Consider the following 25,364-nt stretch of genomic DNA (forward strand, 5'->3'; position numbering starts at 1 on the left):
GATGGACGCCGGAGACGAGACGATCGAATCGTCCAGCGACTTCGCGGCCGTACCGGATGCCTTCCAACGGTTGTGGACGCCGCACCGGATGGTCTACATCCAGGACGGCACGCAGCCGCACGCCGACGCCTGCCCGTTCTGCCTCGCCCCGGCGATGACCGACGAGAAGGCGCTCATCGTCGCCCGCGGCACGCACGCGTACGTGCTCCTCAACCTGTTCCCCTACAACAGCGGCCACCTGCTCGTCTGCCCGTACCGCCACATTGCGACCTATGACGAAGCAACGCCAGAGGAAGTCGCCGAGATCGGTAGTCTGACCCAGGTGGCGATGCGCGTGCTCGCCGTGACCTCCAACTGCGACGGCTTCAACATCGGGATGAACCAGGGCAGGGTCGCCGGAGCGGGCATCGCCGAACACCTGCACCAGCACATCGTTCCGCGCTGGGCCACAGACTCGAACTTCTTCCCGATCATCGCGAAGACCAAGGCCATTCCGCAGCTGCTCGGCGACGTCCGCCGGATGGTCGCGGACGGCTGGCCGCGCGACGAGGACTAGCTCCACCCATCCCTACCATTCCCGCTCCCGCAGCCGCTGCTCGCGGAGTTCCCACCAGACGCAAGGAATAGAATTCACGTTATGACTGAAACAACATCCATCGAGCAGTTTGGTTCGAGCCGCGTCAAGCGCGGACTCGCCGACATGATGAAGGGCGGCGTCATCATGGACGTCGTCACTGCAGCCCAGGCCCGCATTGCCGAAGATGCCGGAGCCGTCGCCGTCATGGCGCTCGAGCGCGTTCCCGCGGACATCCGCTCCCAGGGCGGCGTCGCGCGGATGAGTGACCCGGACCTGATCGACAGCATCATCGCCGAGGTCTCCATCCCCGTGATGGCGAAGGCCCGCATCGGTCACTTCGTCGAGGCGCAGGTCCTGCAGGCGCTCGGCGTCGATTACATCGACGAGTCCGAGGTCCTCAGCCCGGCCGACTATGTGAACCACATCGACAAGTGGAAGTTCGACGTGCCGTTCGTGTGCGGCGCGACCAACCTCGGTGAGGCGCTCCGCCGCATCAACGAGGGTGCCGCGATGATCCGGTCGAAGGGCGAGGCCGGCACCGGCGACGTCTCGGAGGCGACCAAGCACATCCGCACCATCAACGCCGAGATCAAGCGCCTCGCTTCGCTCAGCAAGGACGAGCTCTACGTGGCGGCCAAGGACCTGCAGGCGCCGTACGAGCTCGTCGTCGAGATCGCCGCGACCGGCAAGCTCCCCGTCGTGCTCTTCACCGCGGGCGGCGTGGCCACCCCTGCAGACGCCGCGATGATGATGCAGCTCGGCGCGGACGGCGTCTTCGTCGGCTCCGGAATCTTCAAGTCCGGCAACCCGGAGCAGCGCGCCAACGCGATCGTCAAGGCCGTCACCTTCTTCGACGACGCCAAGATCGTCGCCGAAGTTTCTCGCGGCCTCGGCGAAGCCATGGTCGGCATCAACGTGTCCGACCTCGCGGCACCGCACCGCCTCTCCGAGCGCGGCTGGTAGCTCGAACAGGTGACGGTAGGAGTACTCGCCCTCCAGGGCGACTTCCGCGAGCATGCGCAGGTGTTGCGCACCCTCGGAGCGGACGTCGTCCTGGTGCGCCGACCAGAAGAACTCGCCCGCGTCGACGGGCTCGTGATTCCGGGCGGCGAATCCAGCGTGATGGACAAGCTCGCGCGGGCCTTCGGCCTCGCCGATCCCTTGCGCGCCGCCGTCAGGGCCGGCCTCCCGGTCTACGGGACCTGCGCGGGACTGATCATGCTCGCGGACACCGTCGTCGACGGCATTCGCGGCCAGGAGAGCATCGGCGGCCTCGACATCAGCGTCCGGCGCAATGCCTTCGGCTCCCAGACGCAGTCCTTCGAGACCGATCTGGAGGTACCGGTGCTCGGCGATGCGCCGGTGCACGCGGTGTTCATCCGCGCCCCGGTCGTCGATACCGTCGGTCCGAAGGCAAGGGCCCTCGCGCGGCTCGCCGACGGCCGCTGCGTCGCGGTCGAGCAGGGGCGCCTGCTCGGCACCTCGTTCCACCCGGAGATCACGGGGGAGCACCGCTTCCACGAGTACTTCCTCGGAACGGTCGCGGCCGCCCGCTTCCTCGGCTGATCCGGCCGGGGTTTCCCGCCTGCCGGCTGCGGGACTAGGGTTCTGGCATGAGTCAACGATGATGAGATATGTAGCCCTGCTCAGGGGAATCAATGTCAACGGCATAACCGTGGCCATGAATGATCTCGTGAAGACCTTCGAGGGCCTCGGCTACTCGGACGTCAAGACGGTGGTCGCGAGCGGCAACGTCGTCTTCACAGTCGACGAGGCGGCCGAGGCTTCACCGGACGCGATCAAGAGCCGGATCGAGGCGGCGTTGTCGGAGCGCTTCGATTACGAGGCCTGGATTGTGCTGATCGACGAGGCAGAACTCGCCCGCGAGGTGCGGTCCTACCCGTTCCCGGAACGGGAGGGCTGGCACGCCTACGTCATGTTCGGTTCTGACCCCTCCCACCTCGCGGAGCTCGCCGGCCATGCCAGGGAGCTCGACCAGGCGGACGAGCGGATCGAACTCGGCCACGGCGTCCTCTACTGGGAGGTCCGGCGTGCCGTCGGAATCAAGAGCGCCTTCAGCAAAAAGAGCGCCAAGGTGAAATACCGCGCCACGACGACGACCCGCAACCTGAACACCCTGCAGAAAATCATCACGCTCTGATCCTCCCTGCTTCGTCAGGGCGTCCGCCACGCCTGCCGGACGGCTCCGGCGGGGCGGATCGGGCACCTCGGGTTAGACTGGCCAACAGCGCATTGGTGCGACGAATTCGCTTTTCTGCCACTGGCGGCAGACGGCCGGCACCACAATCAGACAGCCAAGCACGACAACGGGAGATTCATGTCCGGACATTCCAAGTGGGCGACTACCAAGCACCAGAAGGCGGTCACCGACTCACGGAGGGCCAAGGCCTTCGCCAAGCTGATCAAGAACATCGAGGTCGCCGCTCGGATGGGCGGCGCCGACCTGTCGGGTAACCCGACGCTTGTGGATGCGATCCAGAAGGCCAAGAAGACTTCGGTCCCCAACGAGAACATCGACCGTGCGGTCAAGCGCGGAGCCGGCCTCGCCGGCGTCGTCGTCGATTACACCACGATCATGTACGAGGGCTACGCCGCAAACGGCGTCGCCATCATGATCGAGTGTCTCACCGACAACAAGAACCGCGCTGCGGCTGAAGTCCGCACGACGGTCAGCCGCAACGGCGGCAACATGGCCGACCCGGGCAGTGTTGCCTACAACTTCCACCGCAAGGGAATCGTCGTCGTCTCCAAGGCGAACGGCGTGACCGAAGACGACGTTCTCGGCGCGGTCCTCGACGCGGGTGCCGAAGAAGTCGTCGACGAGGGGGAGACCTTCGAGGTCTTCAGCGAGGTCCAGGACCTCGTGGCAACCCGTACGGCACTGCAGGCCGCCGGAATCGACTACAACTCGGCCGATATCGCCTTCGTCCCGCAGCTCACGATCGACGTCGACGCGGAGACCGCTCGCAAGGTGTTCAAGCTCATCGACGCACTCGAGGAACTCGACGACGTGCAGAACATCTACAGCAACTACGCCGTGTCTGCCGCAGTCTCCGCTGAGCTCGAAGCCGAGAACGAGTAGTCAACGGTGGCCGTGCGGGTGCTCGGAATCGACCCCGGGCTCACCCGTTGCGGCGTCGGTGTCGTCGACGTCGCGCCGAACCGCACGGCTACCCTCGTCGACGTCACCGTGTTGCGCAGTTCGCCCGACCTGCCACTCGAGCAGCGCCTGCTGCTGCTGAGCCGAGGACTCGAGGAGATGATGGACCGGCATAAGCCGGCCTTCGTCGCGATCGAGCGCGTCTTCGCCCAGCACAACGTGCGCACGGTGATGGGCACCGCCCAGATCAGCGGGGTCGCCCTCCTGCTCGCCGCCCAGCGCGGCCTCACGGTCACCCTGCATACCCCGAGCGAGGTCAAGGCGGCGATCACCGGCTACGGCTCGGCCGACAAGGCCCAGGTCGGCGCCATGGTCGCCCGCGTGCTCGGCCTCAGCGAGGTCCCGAAACCGGCGGATGCCGCGGACGCACTCGCACTGGCCATCTGCCACGCCTGGCGAACCGGAGCATCAGGAGGCACCCTTCCGACGACGGACGGACTCGCGGGCGGCGCACTCACGCCGGCACAGGCTGCGTGGCGCGCCGCGGAGCGCGGAGCGGCAGCGTCGGCGGTGCCCCGTAGGCTTAAGCGATGATCTCTTCCGTACGTGGACTCGTCCTCACCGCCGTTGGCTCGACGGCGGTGCTCGAGGTCGGGGGAGTCGGGCTCGCCGTGCAGGTGACGCCGACGACCGCCCTCGGCCTCCGGCACGGCAGCGAGGCGCGCCTGCTGACAACCCTGCTGGTCAGGGAGGACTCGCTCACCCTCTACGGTTTCGCGACCGCCGACGAGCTGTCCGTCTTCGAACTTCTCATCGGCGTGACAGGGGTCGGCCCGAAGTCCGCGCTCGGCGTACTCGCCGTGCTCACCCCGAACCAGGTGGCCCAGGCCGTCGCAGGTGAAGACGACGCCGTCTTCCGCAAGGTCAGCGGCATCGGGCCGAAGACCGCGAAGCTCATCATCCTGTCCCTGGCCGGCAAGGTCGTGGTTTCGGCCGTCGACGGCGCACCCCGCACCAGGCGTCCTGCCGTGGCAAGCCCCGCAGCGAGCGTCCAGGCCGCCCTGATCGGCCTCGGCTGGTCCGAGCGCGTCGCGGAGGAAGCCGTCAGGGAGACCCTCGCCGAGGCCGCCGAACCCGACCTGATCGGTGTCGCCGCCCTGCTGAGGCTCGTCCTCGCCCGGCTCGGACCGGCGCACCAGGCTTCGGAGGACCGGCAGTGACATCGGACCAGTTCGCGGCGACGCCGGACCCCGGGGTCGAGCTCACGAGCCCACTGCTCGAGGGTGAGGCCGAGCTGGCATTCGAGGGCGCGCTCCGCCCGCGGAGCCTCGCGGAATTCGTCGGCCAGCAGAAGGTGCGCGGCCAGTTGCAGCTCATGCTCACCGCCGCAACGATGCAGAATCGCACACCAGACCACATCCTGCTCGCCGGCCCTCCCGGCCTCGGCAAGACAACGCTCGCCATGATCATCGCCTACGAGGGCAACCGCCCGCTGCGCATGTCGAGCGGTCCGGCCATCCAGCACGCCGGCGACCTGGCAGCGGTGCTGTCCTCCCTCGTGCCAGGCGAAGTGCTCTTCATCGACGAGATCCACCGGATGGCGAGGTCCGCAGAGGAGATGCTCTACCTCGCAATGGAGGACTTCCGCATCGACATCATGGTGGGCAAGGGCGCAGGCGCCACGTCCGTGCCGCTCGACCTCGCCCCATTCACCCTCGTCGGCGCGACGACACGGTCCGGGATGCTCCCGAACCCGCTTCGCGACCGGTTCGGGTTCACGGCGCACCTCGAGTTCTATGCCAGCCAGGAGCTGGAACAGGTCCTCGCCCGCGCGGCGACCATGCTCGACCTCGACATCGACAGGGAGGCCATCGCGGAGATCGCCGGTCGCTGCAGGGGAACGCCGCGTATCGCGAACCGGCTCTTGCGCAGGGTGCGCGACTACGCCCTCGTCCATGGCGGTGCCGCCGACCTGGCGGCCGTCCACGCGGCCCTCGAGCTCTACGACGTCGACCCGATCGGCCTCGACAGGCTCGACCGCGAGGTCATGAACATCATCCTTACCCGTTTTGGGGGTGGGCCGGTCGGACTGAACACCCTCGCCGTCTCGGTGGGGGAAGAAGCCGAGACCGTCGAGTCGGTCGTTGAGCCGTTCCTGGTACGGATAGGCTTCCTCACGCGCACCCCGCGTGGCCGCGTGGCGACGGCAGCCGCCTGGCGGCACTTCGGGCTCGCCGATCCGAACGACGTCGGCCGCCAACCCGCCCTTCCGCTTGATGACCTATAATTCGATGTGGTTCGCTCCGAGCCGCATGTACGCACACGCTTCGGCCACCGCGCCGCAACTGAAAGGCTTTGCTGCACTATGGATCCGTTGACTCTCGTCATGCTCGCCGTACTGGCGCTGCTGGTGTTCTTTATGTTCCGCAACGGCCGCAAGCGCCAGAAGGAACAGGCGTCGCTGCAGTCGCAGATGGTCGCGGGCGCGAACGTCATGACCAACTTCGGTATGTACGGAACCATTCTGTCGATCGACGAGGAAGCAAACAAGGTCGAGCTCGAGATTGCTCCCGGAACCGTCGTCCAGATGCACCGCCAGGCGATCTCCCGCGTCGTCGAGCCCGCCGTCACCGACGAGTCCGCCGACGAAGCCGATGCCGAACTCGAGTCGTCGACCGACGACGCGCGCGCGGCCCGGCTCAATGAAGACGACGCGATCCTCCTGGGCGAACCAGAGTTCGGTGAGCGCATTGCCGACGAGGCCCCCTCAACCGATTCGACCAAGAGCGACCCCACCAAGGGCGACGCGTAACCAACCCTCGCCCGGCTCGCGTCCTTGTGGCGCCCGCACGCGTATAGAAAGCTGAGTTCCAAGGTGGCAAAGTCGACTCCGGCCAAGAAGGCCTGGCGTTCCCTGACGTGGCTGGGGGTGATCGTCATCGGCCTGGTCGCAGTCAACCTCTTCGGTGTCCTCACCGCCGGAGGGTCCTGGGCGCCCAAGCTGGCCCTGGACCTCGAGGGTGGCACGCAGATCATCCTCGCGCCGAAGCTCGAGTCCGGTCAGTCCGTCTCCCAGGAGCAGCTGAACCAGGCGGTGTCGATCATCCGGCAGCGCATCGACTCCTCCGGTGTCTCCGAGGCGGAGATCAACACGAGCGGCCAGAACATCGTCGTGTCGATCCCGGGAATCCCGGACGACGCAACCATCAACCGGATCGAATCGTCCGCGAAGCTCGAGTTCCGCCCGGTCCTGGTCGCCGCCGCCCCGTCGACGGCAGCTGTCGGCGCCGACGGCACCGCAACGCCGACTCCGGTAGCCACGGTCGACCCGAGCCTGTCGAGCACGCCGACGGCCGTACCGACGAACGGCAGCGATCTCAGCTGGGTGACCCCGGCGCTCCAGGCGCAGTACGACGCCTTCGACTGCTCGACCATCGACACCTCCAACGTCGCACCGGCCGACCAGCCGCTCGTGACCTGTGAGACAGACGGTTCGGTCAAGTACATCCTCGGGCCGGTGGAGGTCAGCGGCGAGAACGTCTCCGACGCCACCAACGGCCAGAAGACGACCCAGTCCGGTGCCACCACCGGCGAGTGGGTCGTCAACATCAAGTTCGACGATCAGGGCACCAAGGACTTCGCGACGGTCAGCACCCGGCTGAGCGGCCTCACCGGCGTGCAGAACCAGTTCGCGATCGTGCTCGACGGCAAGGTCATCTCCGCGCCACGCACCCTCGCCGTGATCACGGACGGCAACGCCCAGATCAGCGGCAGTTTCGACCAGGCATCGTCGAAGGTTCTCGCGGACCAGCTGAAGTTCGGAGCCCTGCCGCTGAGCTTCACCGTGCAGAGCCAGGACACGATCTCGGCGACCCTCGGTTCGACCCAGCTCGTGAGCGGCCTCATCGCCGGCCTGATCGGACTCATCCTGGTCGTCCTGTACTCGCTACTGCAGTACCGACTGCTCGGTTTCGTCACGGTTGCGTCGCTCGTCGTCGCCGCCGTCATCACCTACCTGCTGATCACGATCCTGTCCTGGCGTGAGGGCTACCGGCTCTCCCTCGCCGGTGTCGCGGGGTTGATCGTCGCCATCGGAATCACGGCGGACTCGTTCATCGTGTACTTCGAACGAGTGCGCGACGAGTTGCGCGACGGCCGCGGGCTGGAATCGGCCGTGGAAGCGGGCTGGAAGCGCGCCATCCGCACGGTCCTCGCCTCCGACGCGGTCAACTTCCTCGCCGCGGGCGTGCTCTTCATCGTCGCCGTCGGAAACGTGAAGGGCTTCGCCCTGACGCTCGGGCTCACGACGATCGTCGACGTCGTCGTCGTTGCGCTCTTCACCCACCCGGTCCTGCAGCTGCTCGCCCAGACCCGCTTCTTCAACGAGGGCCACCGGTTCAGCGGCCTGGACCCGAGGGCTCTCGGAGCCACCTACCGGGGGAGGGCGAAGTTCCGACCCTCAGACGAGGTCGCCTCCGCCAAGTTGTCGTCCGCGAGCCGTGAGGCCGCGAAGCGCCAGACGATCGCCGAGCGGAAAGCATCAGAACTCGTCGGATCCTCCTCGGATCGGTCGACCGACGGGAAGGATTCCTAATGGCGAGCTTTTCCCAGTTCGGCAACGACCTGCACACCGGCAAGCGCTCCTTCAACATCATCGGGCGTCGCAAGGTCTGGTATTCCCTGGCCGGTATCGCCATCCTGATCGCGCTCGTGGTGCCCCAGCTTCGCGGCGGCTTCGTCTTCGGTATCGAATTCACCGGCGGCTCCGAATTCGTCGTGAGCGACGTCGCGACCCAGGACCAGTCGCTCGCGGTCAAGGCCGTGACGAGCATCGAGCCCTCCGCGGTCCCGAAGGTGTCGAACGTCAGCACCACCGGCATCCGCATTCAGACGGACCAGCTGTCGAGCGACGCGACCCGGCAGATGCGCACAGCACTCGCCGACGCGTACGGCGTGCCCGCCGAGCAGGTCACGGCATCGTTCATCGGCCCGTCGTGGGGTGCTGACATCACCGGTCAGGCACTCAGGGGCCTCGGGATCTTCCTCGTCCTCGCCGCGATCGGCATGGCCCTGTACTTCAGGACCTGGAAGATGTCCCTCGCCGCGATGGTCGCGCTGCTGCACGACCTCATCATCACGGCCGGGTTCTACGGGATCACCGGGTTCGAGATCACCCCGGCCGCGGTGATCGGGTTCCTGACGATTCTCGGTTACTCGCTCTACGACACCGTCGTGGTGTTCGACAAGATCCGAGAGAACACCCGCGAAGACGGACCGGAATCGCGCAGGACCTTCGCAGACTCTGTCAACCTCGCGGTGAACCAGACGCTCGTGCGTTCCATCAACACCTCCGTCGTCGCGATCCTCCCGGTCGGCTCGATCCTCTTCATCGGCGCGTTCGTGCTCGGGGCGGGAACGCTGCGCGACATCTCGCTCGCGCTCCTGATCGGTATCATCGCCGGCGCGTACTCGACCATCTTCATCGCATCTCCGCTGTACGCCCAGCTCCGCACGATGGAACCCGGAGTGCGCAAGCGTGACAAGAAGGCGCTCGCCCTGCGCGCCAAGGCGTCCTCCGCGCCGAAGACGGACGTGCGCGTCACCGTCTAGCCGCACCGGATCACCGCCAATAGCGCCGCTCCCCGGCTAATTCGAGGGGAGCGGCACGGAGCGGTCGAAAAAGGCGCGATAATTGCTGGATGCCCGGGAATGGCCGGGCGCTCGCGAACGAGGTGTGAGATGACGGAAACGACGACACCGCCACCGAACGCGCCGCTGCCCGCCGCTTCCCTCCGACGCCTCGTTCCGCGGATCTTCTCCCGCGCCCAGCCGGTCGGCGCCGTGGACACCCTGCTGCGGACCGTGCGGATGCACCACCCGAAGGTCGACCTGTCGATCATCGAGCGCGCGTATACCGCGGCGGAACGCGCCCACGAGGGTCAGGTGCGCCGCAGCGGAGAACCGTACATCACCCATCCGGTCGCCGTCGCCCAGATTCTCGCAGACCTCGGCATCGGCCCGAAGACCGTTGCCGCCGCCCTGCTGCACGACACCGTCGAAGACACCGAGTACACCCTCGACCAGTTGCGCGCCGACTTCGGCGACGAGATCGCGATGCTCGTCGACGGCGTGACGAAGCTCGACAAGGTCAAGTACGGCGACAGCACCCAGGCCGAGACCGTTCGCAAGATGATCGTCGCGATGTCCAAGGACATCCGGGTACTGATCATCAAGCTCGCAGACCGGCTCCACAACGCGCGCACCTGGGGATTCGTTCCCGCAGAGTCCGCGGTGCGCAAGGCGACGGAGACGCTCGAGATCTACGCCCCGCTCGCGCACCGCCTCGGGATCCAGACCATCAAGTGGGAGCTCGAAGACCTGTCCTTCGCGGTCCTGTATCCGAAGCTCTACGCCGAGATCGAAAGCCTCGTCAAGCAGCGCACCCCACAGCGCGAGGAGTTCGTGCAGCACGTCATCGACGCGATCGTCGAAGACCTCAAGGCCGCGCGCATCCGCGGCAAGGTCGCCGGCCGGCCCAAGCAGTACTACTCGATCTACCAGAAGATGGTCGTGCGGGGACGCGAATTCGACGAGATCTACGACCTCGTCGGCATCCGTGTCCTCGTGAACTCGGTTCGGGACTGCTACGCCGTGCTCGGTGCGATCCACGCCCGCTGGACGCCGCTGCCCGGCCGGTTCAAGGACTACATCGCCACACCCAAATTCAACCTCTACCAGTCCCTGCACACGACGGTGCTCGGCCCGAGCGGTCGCGCCGTCGAGATCCAGATCCGCACCCAGGAGATGCACCAGCGTGCCGAGTTCGGCGTCGCATCGCACTGGAAGTACAAGGAACAGACCACGGGCAAGAGCTCGGGGCCCGGCCCGCAGAGCGACACCGACATGGCCTGGCTCGCGCACATCTCCGACTGGCAGGCCGAGACCGCGGACCCCGGCGAGTTCCTGGACTCGCTGCGCTACGAAATCGGCGCCAAAGAGGTTTACGTCTTCACCCCGAAGGGCCGGGTGATCGGCCTGCCGACGGGAGCGACCCCCGTCGACTTCGCTTACGCCGTGCACACAGAGGTCGGCCACCGCACCATGGGTGCCAAGGTCAACGGGCGGCTGGTGCCCCTCGAGAGCCCATTGGTCACCGGTGACGTCGTCGAGGTCTTCACCTCGAAGAACCCGGACTCGGGGCCGAGCAAGGACTGGCTCAACTTCGTCAAGAGCCCGAGGGCCCGCAACAAGATCCGGCAGTGGTTCACCAAGGAACGCCGCGACGAGGCCATCGAACAGGGCAGGGACGCCATCGCCCGCGCGATGCGCAAGCAGAACCTTCCCCTGCAGAAGCTGATGAACCAGGACTCCTTCGCCGAGGTCGCAGCGGTGATGAAATATGAGGACGTCTCCGCGCTCTACGCCGCCGTCGGCGAGGGGCACATCAGCACGCAGTCGGTGCTCGAGAAGGTCGTCGCGACCCTGCAGAGCGTCGAGGAGAGCGATGCGACCGATCTGCCGTTCGCGCCGAACGGACGCACCCAGACGCTGCGCAACAGCGACTCCGGGATCCTCGTCCGCGGCGCCCCGGACATCCTGGTCAAACTCGCCCGTTGCTGTACCCCGGTTCCGGGAGACAAGGTCGTCGGCTTCATCACTCGCGGCGCCGGAGTCTCCGTGCACCAGGCATCCTGTCGCAATGTGCAGTCGCTGCTCAAGGAGCCGGAGCGGATGATCGAGGTCGACTGGGCCCCCACGTCGAAGAGCCTGTTCCTGGTCCAGATCCAGATCGAGGCCCTCGACCGCTCAGGACTCCTGTCGGACGTGACCAGGGTGCTCTCCGAGCATCACGTCAACATCCTCTCCGCGACCGTGCACACCTCGAGCGATCGGCTGGCGATCAGCCGTTTCGTCTTCGAGATGGGCGACACGACCCACCTGGACCGGGTACTCAACGCCGTGCGTCGCATCGACGCCGTCTACGACGTCTACCGCGTCAACGACGGGTAGGCGCTCCGAGCGCCTTCATGGCCGTTTCCGCGGCATCGAGCTGAACGAGCGCCCTGTGGGTGTACGGGAGGCGGTCGATGGCGCAGGCGCGCCTCGCCGCCGAGGTGTCCGGGTGGCCGGCCAGGCGGAGCAGTGCACCGATCAGGGCTGACGGGGCGGGAGACTCCGGGGGAGGCCAGCGCGCGAGGTCGAGTGCGGTGCGCAGCGGCCGGGTGACGAGAAGGCCGCCCGGCAGGATACCGTCCCTGCGCACGGTGCGGGCGCCGACGCGGATCGTGTTCTCGAGGTCACAGGCGACCTCGCGGACGCCGAAACGCGGTGACGGCGGGAAGTACGCCCGCGCCGTGATGGGCACGCAGAACTGGTGGCGCCCCGGCTCGGGAGCGAGGCCGTAGATCCACGCGGCGGTCAGCCGTTCCGCGATCGCCTTGGCCGGCACCAGGAGGGCGAGGGACCGCGCCCGTTGGTCCCGGTCTTCCGCGAGGTCCACCGGGCTCCAGAAGTCGCCGACGCGGAACAGCTCTCCGTCCAGGCACAGGCTCGAGAGCTCTGCGAGGGGGAGATCGCGCGGGGAAAGGACGTCGGGGAGTCGGATGGGCACCTGGACAGGGTGCGCCCCGGGAGTACACGAAAGCGACGGGGCTCCGGCATCTGTGGACAGCTGCCGGAGCCCCGTCGCTTGTGGACGGACTCCGCGGGTTGCGGCCTACTGGCCGATGGCCTTCAGCCACGCCTTGCGGGCCTCGAGCGCCTCGCGGGCTTCCGTGATCGCGCGGGCATCGGTTCCTGCCTCTGCGGTCGCGAGTTCGGCCTCGAGCTTGGCGATCGCGTCGTGCAGCTGGCCGGCGAGGCCCTCCGTACGCGCTTTGGTCTCCGGGTTGTTCCGCACCCAGTGATCGTCATCGAGCTTGCGGACGGCCGCTTCGACCTTGCGCATGCGATCTTCGACGACCTTGACGGAGTCGCGGGGAACCTTGCCGATCGCGTCCCAGCGGCGCTGCACGGAGCTGAGTGCGGTGCGGGCCTTGGTGCGGTCGGTTTCGGTGAGGAGCGCTTCGGCCTCGGTGAGGAGCGCGAGCTTCTCGACGAGGTTCCCAGCGAATTCCTCGTCGTCCTGGGCGTCGATCTCAGACTTGACGGAGTACAGCACGTCGCCGGCGGCCTTGAACTTCGCCCACATGGCGTCGTCCTGCTTCTTGCCGCTGCGGCCGGCGAGCTTCCACTCGTCGAGCAGCGTGCGATAGGCGGGGATCCCGTCTGCGCCCTTCGGCGCGAGGGCCTCCGCCTGCTCGATGAGCTGCTGCTTGCGGTTGCGGACGTCCTTGTGCGCCGTGTCGAGCTCGGCGAAGAACGCCTTACGGTTCTGCTCGATGGTCGTGCGTGCAGCGCGGAAACGCTTCCAGAGCTCGTTGGCCTCACCCTTGGGGATGCGAGGGGCATCGTGCTGGTGCGCCTGCCACTTGGCGAACAGTGCGTCGAGGGCTGCGCTTGTCTGCTTCCACTGCGTCTTGGCCGGGTCTTCTGCTGCGAGCGCCTCGGCCTCCTCGACGATCGCGGCGCGTTCGGCGACGGCGGCCACTGCGGCGGCCTTCGATTCGGCACCCTGCTGCTCCGTGAGTTCGCTGACGGCGCCGCCGAGGGCGCCGAGGCGCTCCACGAGGGCCGCGAGGTTGCCGACGGCGTTGGCGGTCGCAACGGTCTTCGCGAGGTGCGAGACCGATTTTGCGATGTCCGCAGCCGGTGCGCCGCCCTTGGCGCGCTGTTCCAGAAGGGTGACCTGTCCGTTGAGTTCGACGTACTTGCGCTCGAAGTAGGCCAGGGCCTCCTCCGGCGTCGCGTCAGGATACTGGCCAACCGCGCGTTCGCCCGACGCTTCGCGCACGAAAACCGTGCCGGATTCGTCTACGCGACCCCATGGTTGCTGATCTGTCGTAGTCAAGAGTCTCACCTTAGATGTCGATGTGTGTGTGCCCACACTGGGCCAATACCCGGTCAAGCCTATTGCAAGGCCCGGACGGCTGGAACTACTGGACGCTGAAGGCGCTGATTAACGTGGTGACCTTGGGGGCGCCGTCCGTCGAACCGTCTGCGACTCCGGCGTCCGTGATCTGCGCCTTCACCTGGTCGAGCCCGCTCGTGACATGGCCGATCACCGTGTAGCCGCCTGCGGCATCCGCCGGGATGGTCGAGTCTTCGTAGAGGATGAAGAACTGGCTGCCCTGACTGTACCCATTGGCGCTCTGGCGTGCCATCGCGATCGATCCCGCCGGGTAGACGTTGTCTGCCGGCGCGTTCTCGACGGGCCCATAGCTGTATCCGGGGCCGCCTGAGCCGTCGCCTGCCGGGTCGCCGCACTGGAGCACGTAGATGCCCGAGGTCGTCAGGCGGTGGCAGGTCAGGTCGGAGTAGAAGTCGGACTGGACGAGGCTGATCGTGGACGAGACCGCCTGCGGGGCCGCCGCGCCGTCGAGTTCGATCCCGAGGTTGATGCCGTTGAGGCCGAGGGTGCCCGTCCAGGTGCGGCCCTCGGCGAGCGTGCTCGGAGGGACGGTTCCGGTGTTCGCGCCGGCCGCAGCGGTCGGGGTCGCCGACGGTGTGGCCGTGGGTGCTGCCGTTGCGGAGGAGCTCGGCGCCGGGGTGCCGGGACCGCCGTTGAAGAAGTAGACCTGGGCGACGACGGCGAGCACGGCGACGACGAGGACGGCGATGCCTGCCACGATGTTGTCCCTGCGGCGGCGGGACTGCTGGTGGTCGTGAACAGCCCGGCGTGCCTGGTATGCGCGAACCCGGATGCGGGCCTCGCGCTCGTCGCGATCCTGCTTCTTGTTCGCTGCCACGGCTGTCCTCCGGGAATCCGCGCGGACTCGTTCCGCAACCAGCTTGAACTCTACAACGAGAGGACCGCAGCTCGGACGCCGGTGTCAGCGGTGCGAACTACGCTTGAGGCATGGTCGATGGACAACCCGGACTGCGCAGCGGCGCAACACCCCTCGCGGTACGGATGCGCCCGACGACCCTCGCTGAAGTCGCCGGCCAACGGCACCTTCTCACCCCAGGTTCGCCCCTGGTCAGCCTGGCCAGTGACAAGTCGGGGGAGCGCGGCGCGGTTTCGGTGATTCTCTGGGGTCCGCCGGGCACCGGGAAGACGACCCTCGCCCAGGCGATCGCGCACAGCTCCGGCCGTCGTTTCGTCGAACTCTCCGCCGTGTCCGCCGGCGTGCGCGACGTCCGGCAGGTGATGGAGGAGGCGCGCACGAGCCGCGACCTCTACGGACAGTCGACCGTGCTCTTCCTCGACGAGATCCACCGGTTCAGCAAGGCCCAGCAGGACGCACTGCTGCCCGGGGTCGAAAACGGGGTCATCATCCTCGTCGCCGCGACGACCGAGAATCCCTCTTTCTCCGTGATCGCGCCCTTGCTGTCCCGGTCCCTCCTGCTCACCCTCGAAACGCTCAGCGACGAGGACCTCGGGGTCGTCATCGACAGGGCCGTGACGGATGCCCGGGGTCTCGCCGATCGCTTCGTGCTGGAACCGGACGCCCGTGCCACGATCATCAGGCTTGCCTCCGGCGACGCCCGCCGTGCGCTCACGGCGCTCGAGGCGGCATCCGTCTCTGCATTGTCAGGGACGTCAGCATCGGGCACCGTGAACGATGACGATGACGATGACGGTGTCGATCCCGAAGCGCCGGAGCCGGACCTTCGCCCGGTCATCACGAGCGACACAGTCGCCCTCGCCGTCGACAGGGCGCTGCTGCGCTACGACCGCAACGGCGACGAACACTACGACGTGATCAGTGCCTTCATCAAGTCGGTACGCGGATCGGATGTCGACGCATCCCTGCACTACCTCGCGAGGATGATCGAGGCGGGGGAAGACCCGCGGTTCATCGCGCGCCGCATCATCGTCCTCGCCTCGGAGGACATCGGCATGGCGGACCCCCAGTCCCTCGTGATCGCGGTCGCCGCAGCCGACGCCGTGCAGCTGATCGGGATGCCGGAAGGGCGGATCCCGCTCGCCCAGGCCGTCGTGCACCTCGCGACCGCACCCAAGTCCAACGCCGCGTACATGGCGCTCGACGCGGCGATCGCTGACGTCCGCGCCGGCAAAACCGGCCGGGTGCCGAAGCACCTGCGCGATGCCCACTATGCCGGCGCCAAACGACTCGGGCACGGCAAGGGCTATCGCTACCCGCACGACGACACCGTCGGAGTCGTGCAGCAGCAGTATCCGCCGGACGAACTCAAGGCGGTCCGCTACTACCAACCCACCGAACACGGCAACGAACGCGAAGTCTCGGCACGCCTCGGCAAGCTGCGCCGGATCATCCGCGGCGACTGACGGCGGGCGCGCGCGACAGGGCCGAATGCACTCCCGCGCCCCGTCCCGCACCGGCACGGCCGCCGGGGTCCGGTGTGGTATTCTTTTGAGGCCTACAACTGGCATCGGTATGCGGCTGCGTCCGATTCCAGGTTGGAGAGGGAGCCCTGTAGCCGGGCACCCCGTGGCACACCCCTCTGATCTCCCATGACGCCTGCTCACGTGCGGGCGCCCTGGATTCCACCTTTTCTGTTGCTCGTTCCATTGAAAGGACACCGTGTCTACCAAGTCACGTACCCGCAGTAAGACCCGCCTGTCGCGGGCCCTGGGCATCGCCCTGACCCCGAAGGCCGCCCGCTACCTCGAGAAGCGTCCGTACGCTCCGGGCGAGCACGGTCGCACCAAGCGCAAGACCGATTCCGACTATGCCGTGCGTCTCCGCGAAAAGCAGCGCTTAAGGGCCCAGTACGGCATCCGCGAAGCCCAGCTCAAGATCGCCTTCGAAGAAGCTCGTCGCGCCCAGGGCCTGACCGGTGAAAACCTGGTCGAGATCCTCGAGACCCGCCTCGACGCACTCCTCGTTCGCGCGGCAATCGCCCGCACGACAGCTCAGGCCCGCCAGATGGTCGTGCACCGTCACATCCTCGTCGACGGCCAGCTCGTCGACCGCCCCTCCTTCCGCGTGAAGCCGGGCCAGCTCATCCACGTCAAGGCTCGCAGCGAGGGCATGGAACCGTTCCAGGTCGCCGCTGCCGGCGGACACGTCGACGTGCTCCCGAAGCTCCCGCCGTACCTCGAGGTTGAGATCGACAAGCTGCAGGCCCGCCTCGTGCGTCGCCCGAAGCGCATCGAAATCCCCGTGACGTGTGAAGTCCAGCTCGTCGTCGAGTACTACGCAGCCCGCTAGGTTCCCCTGCCCGTCGTCAGACGGCATCTGAACTACGCTGGAGAGCGGATCACCCCCACGGGGTGGTCCGCTTCGTGCGTTAACCGGTGCAGCACGCCGGGTGCCAATGCATGCCCCTCTCGGAATGGATGGAGTCACCAGTGTCAGGTGGAGATATCGCGGGCCTCGCCGCCGCCGTCGTGTTTGCCGTTCTCGTCGGGCTCCTCGCGGTCCCGCTGCTGAAGCTCGGCCGGGTGTTCGATGAGACGACCCTGGCCATCCATGAGCTGAGCCAGAACGTCACGCCGCTCCTCTCCGAAACCACGACGACCCTGCAGGAAACCAACAAACAGCTGGCCAGGGTCGACACGATCACCGGAAACGTCGCGGACGTGACGGGCAATGTCTCGGCACTCGTCGCACTGTTCGCCGCGACCGTCGGCGGACCGCTCATCAAACTCGCAGGCTTCTCCGCCGCCGTCAGGGCGGGTTTCCGCGCCGCATCCCCGACGCGCGCAGGCCGTCGGCGCGGGTAGTCGGCTACGCTGGAAAGAGGCTGGTCGAGTCCGGGATACGCCGGCCGCACCACACGCGCGGCCATCGCGCATTTCTTATCAGGGTCTCCACACCGTTCAGGGAGCATTTGTCATGAAGAATTTCATCTGGTTGGTCATCGGGGTCGGCATCGGATTCTTGATCGCGCATGAAGCCAACAACACCCGTCAGGGCAAGCTGTTCTTCAGTGACCTCGACACCAAGGCCCGCGAGTTCGGCGAGGCCATCTCCGATGGCTACCGCAAGCGCGAAGCCGAGCTGCGCGACGCGCTCGGCGACGTCGCCGACGCCGGAACGGATGCGCTCGGCGGAACGACCCGCCCCTGAGCCCGCTCAGCCCTCGCTACTTTTTCGCCTATTCATTTTCAACGAACTACGGAACCCATGCAGACTGCTGAAATTCGCGGGCGCTGGCTCGACTTCTTTGCCGACCGCGGACACACCGTCGTACCGTCGGCGTCACTCGTCAGCGACGACCCCACCCTCCTGTTCACCGTCGCCGGGATGGTGCCCTTTGTGCCCTATCTGACCGGCCTCGTCCCCGCGCCGTATCCCCGTGCGACGAGTGTGCAGAAGTGCATCAGGACCAACGACATCGAAGAGGTGGGCAAGACACCCCGCCACGGCACGTTCTTCCAGATGAACGGCAACTTCTCCTTCGGTGACTACTTCAAGGAACAGGCCATCGGCTACGCCTGGGAGCTCCTGACGACGTCTGAGGCCGACGGCGGCTACGGATTCGAGGAGAAGGACCTCTGGGTCACCGTCTACCAGGACGACGACGAGGCGTTCCGCTACTGGCGCGCCCTCGGCCTGCCGGAGGACCGCATCCAGCGCCTCGGAATGGACAGCAACTACTGGTCTACCGGCCAACCGGGCCCAGCGGGCCCCTGCTCCGAGATCTTCTTCGACCGCGGCCCCGCGTACGGTGCCGACGGCGGCCCGGCGACGGACGACGACCGGTACGTCGAAATCTGGAACCTCGTCTTCATGCAGTACCTCAGGGGCGAGGGGACCGGCAAGAACGACTTCGTCATCCTCGGCGACCTCCCGAAGAAGAACATCGACACCGGCATGGGTCTCGAACGTGTCGCCTTCCTCAAGCAGGGCGTCGAGAACATGTACGAGATCGACCAGGTCCGTCCGGTCCTCGACCTCGCTGCCGCCCTCTCCGGACGCCGCTACGGCGCCGTGCACGACGACGACGTACGCATGCGCATCGTCGCAGACCACGTGCGGTCCTCGCTCATGCTGATGAGCGACGGCGTCACGCCGTCCAACGAGGGTCGCGGCTACATCCTCCGGCGGCTGATGCGCCGCACGGTACGCGCCATGCGCCTGCTCGGCGTGGACGTCGCGACCTTCCCCGAACTGTTCCCCGCCGCGCGGGACGCCATGATGAGCGCGTATCCCGAGGTCCACGGCGACTACGCCAGGATCAGCCAGGGCGCATACGCCGAGGAGGAGACCTTCCTCCGCACCCTCGCGAGCGGCAGCACGGTCCTCGACGTCGCGGTCGCGAAGACGATCAAGGCGAAGAAGACCGAACTGCCAGGGGACACCGCGTTCCTGCTGCACGACACCTACGGGTTCCCGATCGAGATCACCCTCGAGATGGCGGAAGAAGCCGGGCTGAGCGTCAACCGGTCGGCATTCGACGCCCTGATGGCCAAGCAACGCTCGATGGCGAAGGCGGACGCGAAGGCCAAGAAGACCCACCTCGCCGACCTCTCCGTCTACAGCGCCTTCCGCGCGTCAGGCGAGACGGTGTTCACCGGATACGAGGAACTGCAGACCGAGTCCAGCGTGCTCGGGATCATCGTGGACGGCGCATCCGTCACGAAGGCGGTCGCGGGCGAAATCGCCGAAGTGATCCTCGCCGAGACCGCGCTCTACGCCGAGTCCGGCGGTCAGGAGGCCGACGCCGGCCTCATCGTCGGCCGCGGCTACGAGCTCGAGGTCCTCGACGTTCAGAAGCCCGTCAAGGGCCTGATCAGCCACAAGGTGCACGTCACAAACGGTGAGGTCGGCGTCGGAGACCCTGCGACGAGCGTCGTCGATCCCGACTGGCGACGCGGCGCCCGGCAGGCGCACTCCGGAACCCACGTGCTGCACGCGGCACTTCGCCAGGTCCTCGGCCCGAACGCGCACCAGTCCGGCTCGTACAACAAGGCCGGATTCTTCCGTCTCGACTTCTCCTGGAACCAGGCGCTCTCTGCCGCGACCCGCAGCGAGATCGAGGAGATCTCCAACAACGCGATCCGCGACAACCTGCCCGTCGTCACCCGTGAGCTTCCCCTCGCCGAGGCGAAGGCACTCGGGGCCATGGCGCTCTTCAGCGAGAAGTACGGCGACCGGGTTCGCGTCGTCGACATCGGCGGACCCTGGTCACGGGAACTCTGCGCGGGAACCCACGTGGGTTCGAGCGCCGAGATCGGAATGATCAACCTCGTCAGCGAGGCCTCGGTCGGGTCCACGAACCGCCGCGTCGAGTCCCTCGTCGGCCTCGAGGCCTTCCGGGACCTCGCTGCTGAGCGGGCGATCGTCTCCCAGCTGACCGCGAACCTCAAGACTCCCAAGGAACAACTGCCCGAACGCATCGGCGAGCTGCTCACGAGCCTCAAGGCCGCGGAGAAGAAGATCGCGGCTTTCGAGGCGAAAGCGCTGACCGAGCGCGTCCCCGCACTCGTCGCGACCGCCCAGCGCGCAGGGGCAGTACGCCTTGTCGCCGAGAACCTCGGCACCCTGCACTCTCCCGATGAGGTGCGGATGCTGGTCACGGCAACCCGGGCGCAGCTCGGCTCCGACCCTGCGGTGGTCGCGCTTGCGGCCGTCGTCGACGACAAGCCAGTCATCATCGTGGCCACCAACGCTGCAGCGCGGGAGACGGGCCAGCGCGCCGGAGCCCTCGCGAAGCTCGTCGCCGGCATCCTCGGCGGCGGCGGCGGCGGCAAGGACGACCTCGCCCAGGGCGGTGGAACCGACGTCGACAAGATCGCGAGCGCCCTCGTCGCCGTCCGCACCACGATCGCGGGCTGAAGAATGCGGCATGGCGTGCGGGTCGGAGTCGATGTCGGCAAGGCCAGGATCGGTCTCGCGATGAGTGACCCGCACGGCATGCTCGCGACCCCGGTCGAAACCGTTCCCCGGGACGGGAACGGCGTCACCGATGTCGCCCGCATCATCGCCGTCGTCCAGAATCTCGGCGCAATGGAGGTCATCGTCGGCCTCCCGCTCGCCCTGTCCGGAAACCACACCGCGTCGACACAGGACGCCGTCGGCTTTGCGGAGGTGCTCGCCCTGGCCGTTCCCGTTCCCGTGCGCCTCGTCGACGAACGGCTCTCGACCGTCGCCGCCCAGGGAGTCCTCCGCACGGCAGGCCGGAAGGCGAAGACACAGCGCCCGGTCATTGACCAGGTAGCGGCCACCATCATCCTCCAGCATGCTCTCGACACCGAACGCGGTCTCGGGCATCCGCCAGGTTCTGCCGTTGTGCCGGCCGTTCCCGCCACGCCACCGTCGCCAGCCGCCCCGATCGAAGGGTCCTGATCGTGTCCCACCCACCGCTCGACCCCCGGGACGACCCGGCAGGCCGGAACTCAGCGGCGCCCCACGCGCACGGTACTCCTCCGACTCCTGCTCCCGGCGAGGAAACCCCGGTCAATCCCTGGGCATCTTTGCTGGCTCCGCACGCCGGGACGACGGCGTCCGGCGAGCCGGGCCACGCAGGGGCCTCCGACGGCGGTGACTTCCCCACCCGCCGGTCGCTCCGCACGACCGCCCAGGCTCCGTCGACCTCACGATCGAGCCGTCGCTCCCAACTCGGCTCCGAGCCACCGCGACCGCCCAAGCGGCGTCGCAAGGGCGCGTGGGGCTGTCTGATCGCCCTCGTCGTGCTGGTGGCGCTCGTGGCGGGGGCCTTCTTCGCCCTGCAGGGCCCGATCTCCCAGCTCCAGGCGACCCTCGCCGGTCCCGCCGACTACTCCGGGTCTGGCGAGACGAAGGTCGTGGTCATGATCCATGACGGTGAGACCGGATCGGACGTGGCGAACACGCTGGTGGCCCAGGACGTCGTCAAGAGCTACGACGCCTTCTACAAGCTGCTGCTGAAGGTCACCCCCGCTCCGGTCTTCCAGCCAGGCGCGTACCAGCTCATGACGAAGATGAGCGCGAGCGCCGCGCTCACCGCACTTCAGGACCCTGCAAGCAAGCTCGAACAGACCGTCGTGATCCCGGAAGGAACGGCGGAGGCGGACATCCTCCAACTGGTCAGCGAGGGGACGAACCTCCCGCTCGCCGACCTCCAGGCGGCGTCCACCGATGTCGCGGCCTTCGGCCTTCCGGCAGAGGCCACGACCCTCGAGGGCTTCCTGTTCCCCGCGACGTACACCTTCGCTCCGGGCATCACCGCGAAGGACGCGCTCAAGACCCTCGTTGACCGCCAGTTCCAGGCCCTCGACTCCGCAGGGGTCGCGCCCGCCGACCGGTGGAAGACCATCGTGCTCGCCGCACTCATCCAGCGGGAGGCCGGCCTCGCCGCCGACTACCCCAAGGTCGCCCGGGTGTTCCTCAACCGGCTCGACCCGGCTCAGTGGGAGAGCGGGCTGCTGCAGTCCGACGCGACGGTGGCATACGGCACCGGCCACACGAACGTCGTCACGACGACGGATGCCGAACGCGCCGACGCGGGCAACGCATACAACACCTATGTCCACCCCGGACTCCCGGTCGGCCCGATCTCGAACCCGGGGGACCTCGCGATCAACGCAGCCCTGCACCCCGCAGACGGGACCTGGCTGTATTTCGTGACCTGGAACCTCGACACCGGCGAGACCATCTTCTCGACGACCGCAGCCGAACACGAAGCCGGTGTCGCCCAATGGCAGGCCTGGATGAAGGACCACCCCGAATATGGTTGAGCGCACGACACCCCCGCTTCCTGAGCGCGAGAACCACGGAAAGCCTGTGGAAGGATAGTGGGCATGCTTCGTTGGCTCACCGCAGGAGAGTCCCACGGCCCCGAACTCATCGCCATTGTCGAGGGTTTGCCCGCAGGGATCCCGGTCACACTCGATTCGATCCGCCTCGATCTCGCGCGCCGCAAACTCGGCTACGGCCGGGGCGCCCGGATGACGTTCGAGCAGGACGATCTCACCATTTCCGGCGGTGTCCGGCACGGGTTCACCCTCGGCGGGCCCGTCGCGCTGCGGATCGGCAACACCGAGTGGCCGAAGTGGTCAGAGGTCATGAGCGCTGACCCCGTCGAGACGGCGCCGGGCGAAGCCCAGAGCACCCGCGGCCGCGGCGCCCCGCTCACCCGGCCCAGGCCGGGTCACGCCGACCTCGTCGGCATGCAGAAGTACGGCTTCGACGAAGCCAGGCCCGTCCTCGAACGGGCCAGTGCTCGCGAGACCGCCGCACGGGTGGCCCTCGGTGCCGTCGCACGGTCGTTCCTCGCCGAGCTCGGCATCCGCCTGGTCAGCCATACCCTGTCGATCGGGCCCGTGCGCGTGCCCGAAGACGCTCCGCTGCCCCACCCGGACGACGTCGGGATGCTCGACGCCGACCCGCTGCGCTGCTTCGACGCGGCGACCAGCGCGCTGATGGTGGCCGAGGTCGACCAGGCTCACAAGGACGGAGACACCCTCGGCGGTGTCGTCGAGGTGCTGGCATACGACCTGCCGCCCGGTCTCGGTTCGTTCGTGCACTGGGACCGGCGACTGGACTCCCAGCTCGCGGCGGCCCTGATGGGCATCCAGGCGATCAAGGGCGTCGAGGTCGGGGACGGCTTCCTCACCACGACCCGCCGCGGTTCGCACGCGCACGATGAGCTCGTGCAGTCCGACGGCCGCATCCAGCGGGTCAGCGACCGCGCAGGCGGTACGGAGGGCGGCATGAGCACGGGAACCGTGCTGCGGGTGCGGGCAGGCATGAAGCCGATCGCGACGATCCCCCGGGCACTGCGCACCGTCGACGTCACGACGAGCGAGGCGGCCCCCGCCCACCACCAGCGGTCGGATGTCTGCGCCGTTCCTGCCGCAGGCGTCGTCGCCGAGGCCATGGTCGCGCTCGTTCTCGCCAACTCGGTGCTGGAGAAGTTCGGCGGAGACTCGATCGACGAGACCAGGCGGAACCTGGAGTCCTACCTCGCACACATCCCCGGCAACCTCAAGACGGGCGCGTCGAGCGACGCCTCGCTGTGATCCCGGCGGCACTGTGACAGCGGACCTGCCCGCCGTGCCGGAACCGGCAGGGGACGGTGACCTCCCGGACTTCCCGCTCGTGCTGATCGGGCCGATGGCCGCCGGAAAGACCAGGGTCGGCAAGCGGGTGGCGCGGGTGCTCGGCGTTCCGTTCGTGGACACCGACGCGCTCGTGGTCTCCGGACACGGGTCCATCGCGAACCTCTTCAGCCGGTACGGCGAAGGACACTTCCGCGCGCTGGAACGGATCGCCGTCGGCCAGGCCCTCGCCACCAGGGCCGTCGTCTCCCTCGGTGGGGGAGCGGTGCTCGATCCGGGTACCCGCGCCGACCTCGCCCGGTGCCGGGTCGTCTACCTGAGCGTGACGGAGCAGGCCGTCGCCGGCCGGATCAAGGGCGGCAAACGACCGCTGCTTGCTGGCGGGCTCTCCGACTGGATCCGCATCTACGAACTTCGCCGCCCGCTCTACGAAGAGCTTGCCGGTCTCCACATCGACACCTCGAATCGCCAGATGGACTCCATCGCCGACGATGTCGTGGCCTGGACCCAGAGAGGGCAGAACACGCATGACTGACGTTCACAACACCACCGAGACCACCGAGACCACCGGGACGACCGGGACGACCGTCATCACGGTGTCCGGAACCGACAGCTACCCGGTCATCATCGGCAGGGGACTGCTCTCCGAGGTCGCGGAACAGCTCGGCCCGAAGGTCGGCAAGGTGCTCATCGTGCACACCTCCACGCTCGGCGCTCGCGCCGTCGCCCTCCGCGAGGGCCTGCTCGCGCACTACGAGGTGCTCATCGCCGAGGTCCCGGATGCCGAGGCCGCCAAGCGGGTCGAGGTCGCCGCGTTCTGCTGGCAGGTGATGGGCCAGGCCGACTTCAGCCGGACGGACGCCGTGATCGGCTTCGGCGGCGGAGCCGCGACCGACCTCGCCGGTTTCGTCGCGGCGACCTGGCTGCGCGGCGTTCGCCTCGTCCAGCTCCCGACGAGCGTGCTCGGCATGGTCGACGCCGCCGTCGGCGGCAAGAACGGCATCAACACTGCCGAAGGCAAGAACCTGGTCGGCACCTTCTACGCACCCGCCGCCGTGATCTGCGACCTCGACACCCTCGACGACCTGCCCCGCAACGAGATCCTCGCCGGTTTCGCCGAGATCGTGAAGGCAGGCTTCATCCAGGTGCCCGAGATCCTCGACATCGTCGAAGCGGATGTCGCGGCCGTGACCGACCCGAAGACGCCGCAGTTCCGCCGCGTGCTCGAACTCGCGATCGAGATGAAGGCCCGCGTCGTCGGCGCTGACTTCAAGGAATCCGGCCTGCGCGAGATCCTCAACTACGGGCACACCCTCGGCCACGCCGTCGAGCACGCCGAACGGTACGGCTGGCGGCACGGCGCCGCGGTCTCTGTGGGCATGATGTTCGCCGCGGAGCTCGCCCGGCTGAGCGGACGGCTGTCCGACGAGGCGGCCGACCGGCACCGCAGCATCCTCGAATCGCTCACCCTGCCGACCAGCTACCCGGTCGGCCGCTGGAACACCCTGCTTGCGACGATGCAACGCGACAAGAAGACCCGCAGCGGAATGCTGCGTTTCATCGTTCTCGACGACATCGGCAAGCCGACGGTGCTCGAGGGCCCCGACACGTCGCTGCTCTTCGCCGCGTACCAGGAAATCGGCTCCTAGCGT

Annotated in this window: 25 protein-coding genes; 22 read left to right on the top strand and 3 right to left on the bottom strand. The window is 67.5% G+C overall.

All coding sequences use genetic code 11. The annotated features are described in order from the left end of the window. The first annotated feature begins 1 nt into the window (after position 1). From E3O50_RS06065 to E3O50_RS06120, 12 genes are all read left to right on the top strand, one after another. Complete coding sequence (locus E3O50_RS06065) at positions 2-556, top strand: HIT domain-containing protein (RefSeq protein WP_174774630.1); 555 nt, start codon at positions 2-4, stop codon at positions 554-556. An 81-nt stretch (positions 557-637) separates the two neighbouring features. Continuing rightward, on the top strand, positions 638-1,540 hold the full coding sequence (gene pdxS / locus E3O50_RS06070) for a pyridoxal 5'-phosphate synthase lyase subunit PdxS (RefSeq protein WP_134449442.1): 903 nt from the start codon (positions 638-640) through the stop codon (positions 1,538-1,540). Between the two features lie 9 nt (positions 1,541-1,549). Further along, on the top strand, positions 1,550-2,143 hold the full coding sequence (pdxT, locus tag E3O50_RS06075) for a pyridoxal 5'-phosphate synthase glutaminase subunit PdxT (protein WP_134449443.1): 594 nt from the start codon (positions 1,550-1,552) through the stop codon (positions 2,141-2,143). A gap of 61 nt (positions 2,144-2,204) precedes the next feature. Beyond that, entirely contained in the window at positions 2,205-2,738 is a 534-nt protein-coding gene (locus E3O50_RS06080) for a DUF1697 domain-containing protein (RefSeq protein WP_277870858.1), read from the top strand. Positions 2,739-2,915: 177 nt separating this feature from the next. After that, positions 2,916-3,680 carry a YebC/PmpR family DNA-binding transcriptional regulator gene (locus tag E3O50_RS06085; protein WP_134449445.1) on the top strand — a complete coding sequence of 255 codons (765 nt, stop codon included), beginning with the start codon at positions 2,916-2,918 and terminating at the stop codon, positions 3,678-3,680. A 12-nt stretch (positions 3,681-3,692) separates the two neighbouring features. After that, a complete protein-coding gene (gene ruvC / locus E3O50_RS06090) occupies positions 3,693-4,292 on the top strand; it encodes a crossover junction endodeoxyribonuclease RuvC (protein WP_174774634.1) in 600 nt (199 codons plus the stop codon). After that, the gene (gene ruvA / locus E3O50_RS06095) at positions 4,289-4,918 is read left to right on the top strand and encodes a Holliday junction branch migration protein RuvA (RefSeq protein WP_134449447.1); all 630 of its coding nucleotides are present in this window, start codon (positions 4,289-4,291) and stop codon (positions 4,916-4,918) included. Before ruvC ends, ruvA begins: the two co-directional genes overlap by 4 nt. A 53-nt stretch (positions 4,919-4,971) precedes the next feature. Next, on the top strand, positions 4,972-5,985 hold the full coding sequence (ruvB, locus tag E3O50_RS06100) for a Holliday junction branch migration DNA helicase RuvB (RefSeq protein ID WP_174774635.1): 1,014 nt from the start codon (positions 4,972-4,974) through the stop codon (positions 5,983-5,985). Positions 5,986-6,063: 78 nt separating this feature from the next. After that, entirely contained in the window at positions 6,064-6,510 is a 447-nt protein-coding gene (gene yajC, locus E3O50_RS06105; RefSeq protein ID WP_134449449.1) for a preprotein translocase subunit YajC, read from the top strand. A gap of 63 nt (positions 6,511-6,573) precedes the next feature. Further along, complete coding sequence (gene secD, locus E3O50_RS06110; RefSeq protein WP_134449450.1) at positions 6,574-8,292, top strand: protein translocase subunit SecD; 1,719 nt, start codon at positions 6,574-6,576, stop codon at positions 8,290-8,292. Continuing rightward, on the top strand, positions 8,292-9,308 hold the full coding sequence (secF, locus tag E3O50_RS06115; protein ID WP_134449451.1) for a protein translocase subunit SecF: 1,017 nt from the start codon (positions 8,292-8,294) through the stop codon (positions 9,306-9,308). The genes secD and secF overlap by 1 nt, the downstream gene beginning before the upstream one ends. 129 nt (positions 9,309-9,437) lie before the next feature. Further along, positions 9,438-11,708, top strand: a complete 2,271-nt coding sequence (locus E3O50_RS06120) for a bifunctional (p)ppGpp synthetase/guanosine-3',5'-bis(diphosphate) 3'-pyrophosphohydrolase (RefSeq protein WP_134449452.1) — start codon at positions 9,438-9,440, stop codon at positions 11,706-11,708. On the opposite strand, the gene E3O50_RS06125 is transcribed toward E3O50_RS06120, so the two are convergent. From E3O50_RS06125 to E3O50_RS06135, 3 genes are all read right to left on the bottom strand, one after another. Beyond that, positions 11,695-12,309, bottom strand: coding sequence for a hypothetical protein (locus E3O50_RS06125; RefSeq protein ID WP_134559865.1), 615 nt, complete (start codon positions 12,307-12,309; stop codon positions 11,695-11,697). The genes E3O50_RS06120 and E3O50_RS06125 overlap by 14 nt on opposite strands. Positions 12,310-12,414: 105 nt before the next feature. Further along, on the bottom strand, positions 12,415-13,647 hold the full coding sequence (locus E3O50_RS06130) for a DUF349 domain-containing protein (RefSeq protein ID WP_134559867.1): 1,233 nt from the start codon (positions 13,645-13,647) through the stop codon (positions 12,415-12,417). A gap of 85 nt (positions 13,648-13,732) precedes the next feature. Beyond that, positions 13,733-14,545 (bottom strand): peptidylprolyl isomerase, encoded by an 813-nt coding sequence (locus tag E3O50_RS06135; protein WP_134559868.1) that lies wholly within the window; start codon positions 14,543-14,545, stop codon positions 13,733-13,735. Positions 14,546-14,655: 110 nt separating this feature from the next. On the opposite strand from E3O50_RS06135, the gene E3O50_RS06140 reads away from it, so the two are divergent. From E3O50_RS06140 to aroB, 10 genes are all read left to right on the top strand, one after another. After that, entirely contained in the window at positions 14,656-16,050 is a 1,395-nt protein-coding gene (locus tag E3O50_RS06140) for a replication-associated recombination protein A (protein WP_134559870.1), read from the top strand. A gap of 256 nt (positions 16,051-16,306) precedes the next feature. Continuing rightward, complete coding sequence (gene rpsD / locus E3O50_RS06145; RefSeq protein ID WP_134449457.1) at positions 16,307-16,936, top strand: 30S ribosomal protein S4; 630 nt, start codon at positions 16,307-16,309, stop codon at positions 16,934-16,936. A gap of 140 nt (positions 16,937-17,076) precedes the next feature. Beyond that, complete coding sequence (locus E3O50_RS06150; protein WP_134449458.1) at positions 17,077-17,451, top strand: DUF948 domain-containing protein; 375 nt, start codon at positions 17,077-17,079, stop codon at positions 17,449-17,451. A 112-nt stretch (positions 17,452-17,563) separates the two neighbouring features. Continuing rightward, positions 17,564-17,797: a hypothetical protein gene (locus tag E3O50_RS06155; protein ID WP_134449459.1), complete on the top strand. Its 234-nt coding sequence runs from the start codon at positions 17,564-17,566 to the stop codon at positions 17,795-17,797. Positions 17,798-17,854: 57 nt separating this feature from the next. Beyond that, entirely contained in the window at positions 17,855-20,509 is a 2,655-nt protein-coding gene (gene alaS / locus E3O50_RS06160) for an alanine--tRNA ligase (protein ID WP_134559872.1), read from the top strand. Between the two features lie 3 nt (positions 20,510-20,512). After that, complete coding sequence (ruvX, locus tag E3O50_RS06165; RefSeq protein ID WP_174774631.1) at positions 20,513-21,019, top strand: Holliday junction resolvase RuvX; 507 nt, start codon at positions 20,513-20,515, stop codon at positions 21,017-21,019. Between the two features lie 2 nt (positions 21,020-21,021). Next, complete coding sequence (mltG, locus tag E3O50_RS06170) at positions 21,022-22,389, top strand: endolytic transglycosylase MltG (protein ID WP_241975432.1); 1,368 nt, start codon at positions 21,022-21,024, stop codon at positions 22,387-22,389. Between the two features lie 63 nt (positions 22,390-22,452). Then, the gene (aroC, locus tag E3O50_RS06175; protein ID WP_134449463.1) at positions 22,453-23,673 is read left to right on the top strand and encodes a chorismate synthase; all 1,221 of its coding nucleotides are present in this window, start codon (positions 22,453-22,455) and stop codon (positions 23,671-23,673) included. A gap of 13 nt (positions 23,674-23,686) precedes the next feature. Beyond that, entirely contained in the window at positions 23,687-24,247 is a 561-nt protein-coding gene (locus E3O50_RS06180; RefSeq protein ID WP_322135774.1) for a shikimate kinase, read from the top strand. Continuing rightward, positions 24,240-25,361, top strand: coding sequence for a 3-dehydroquinate synthase (gene aroB / locus E3O50_RS06185; RefSeq protein ID WP_134449464.1), 1,122 nt, complete (start codon positions 24,240-24,242; stop codon positions 25,359-25,361). Before E3O50_RS06180 ends, aroB begins: the two co-directional genes overlap by 8 nt. Positions 25,362-25,364: the final 3 nt, after the last annotated feature.

The sequence above is a fragment of the Cryobacterium sp. MDB1-18-1 genome (genome assembly GCF_004402735.1).
Taxonomy (GTDB): Bacteria; Actinomycetota; Actinomycetes; order Actinomycetales; family Microbacteriaceae; genus Cryobacterium; species Cryobacterium glucosi.

Excerpts from the sequence above, each read along its gene's own strand:
- E3O50_RS06065 (WP_174774630.1), top strand. The coding sequence starts at position 2 with ATGGACGCCGGAGACGAGACGATCGAATCGTCCAGCGACTTCGCGGCC.
- pdxS (WP_134449442.1), top strand. The coding sequence starts at position 638 with ATGACTGAAACAACATCCATCGAGCAGTTTGGTTCGAGCCGCGTCAAG.
- E3O50_RS06080 (WP_277870858.1), top strand. The coding sequence starts at position 2,205 with ATGAGATATGTAGCCCTGCTCAGGGGAATCAATGTCAACGGCATAACC.
- E3O50_RS06085 (WP_134449445.1), top strand. The coding sequence starts at position 2,916 with ATGTCCGGACATTCCAAGTGGGCGACTACCAAGCACCAGAAGGCGGTC.
- ruvA (WP_134449447.1), top strand. The coding sequence starts at position 4,289 with ATGATCTCTTCCGTACGTGGACTCGTCCTCACCGCCGTTGGCTCGACG.
- yajC (WP_134449449.1), top strand. The coding sequence starts at position 6,064 with ATGGATCCGTTGACTCTCGTCATGCTCGCCGTACTGGCGCTGCTGGTG.
- secF (WP_134449451.1), top strand. The coding sequence starts at position 8,292 with ATGGCGAGCTTTTCCCAGTTCGGCAACGACCTGCACACCGGCAAGCGC.
- E3O50_RS06120 (WP_134449452.1), top strand. The coding sequence starts at position 9,438 with ATGACGGAAACGACGACACCGCCACCGAACGCGCCGCTGCCCGCCGCT.
- E3O50_RS06140 (WP_134559870.1), top strand. The coding sequence starts at position 14,656 with ATGGTCGATGGACAACCCGGACTGCGCAGCGGCGCAACACCCCTCGCG.
- E3O50_RS06155 (WP_134449459.1), top strand. The coding sequence starts at position 17,564 with ATGAAGAATTTCATCTGGTTGGTCATCGGGGTCGGCATCGGATTCTTG.
- alaS (WP_134559872.1), top strand. The coding sequence starts at position 17,855 with ATGCAGACTGCTGAAATTCGCGGGCGCTGGCTCGACTTCTTTGCCGAC.
- ruvX (WP_174774631.1), top strand. The coding sequence starts at position 20,513 with ATGCGGCATGGCGTGCGGGTCGGAGTCGATGTCGGCAAGGCCAGGATC.
- aroC (WP_134449463.1), top strand. The coding sequence starts at position 22,453 with ATGCTTCGTTGGCTCACCGCAGGAGAGTCCCACGGCCCCGAACTCATC.
- aroB (WP_134449464.1), top strand. The coding sequence starts at position 24,240 with ATGACTGACGTTCACAACACCACCGAGACCACCGAGACCACCGGGACG.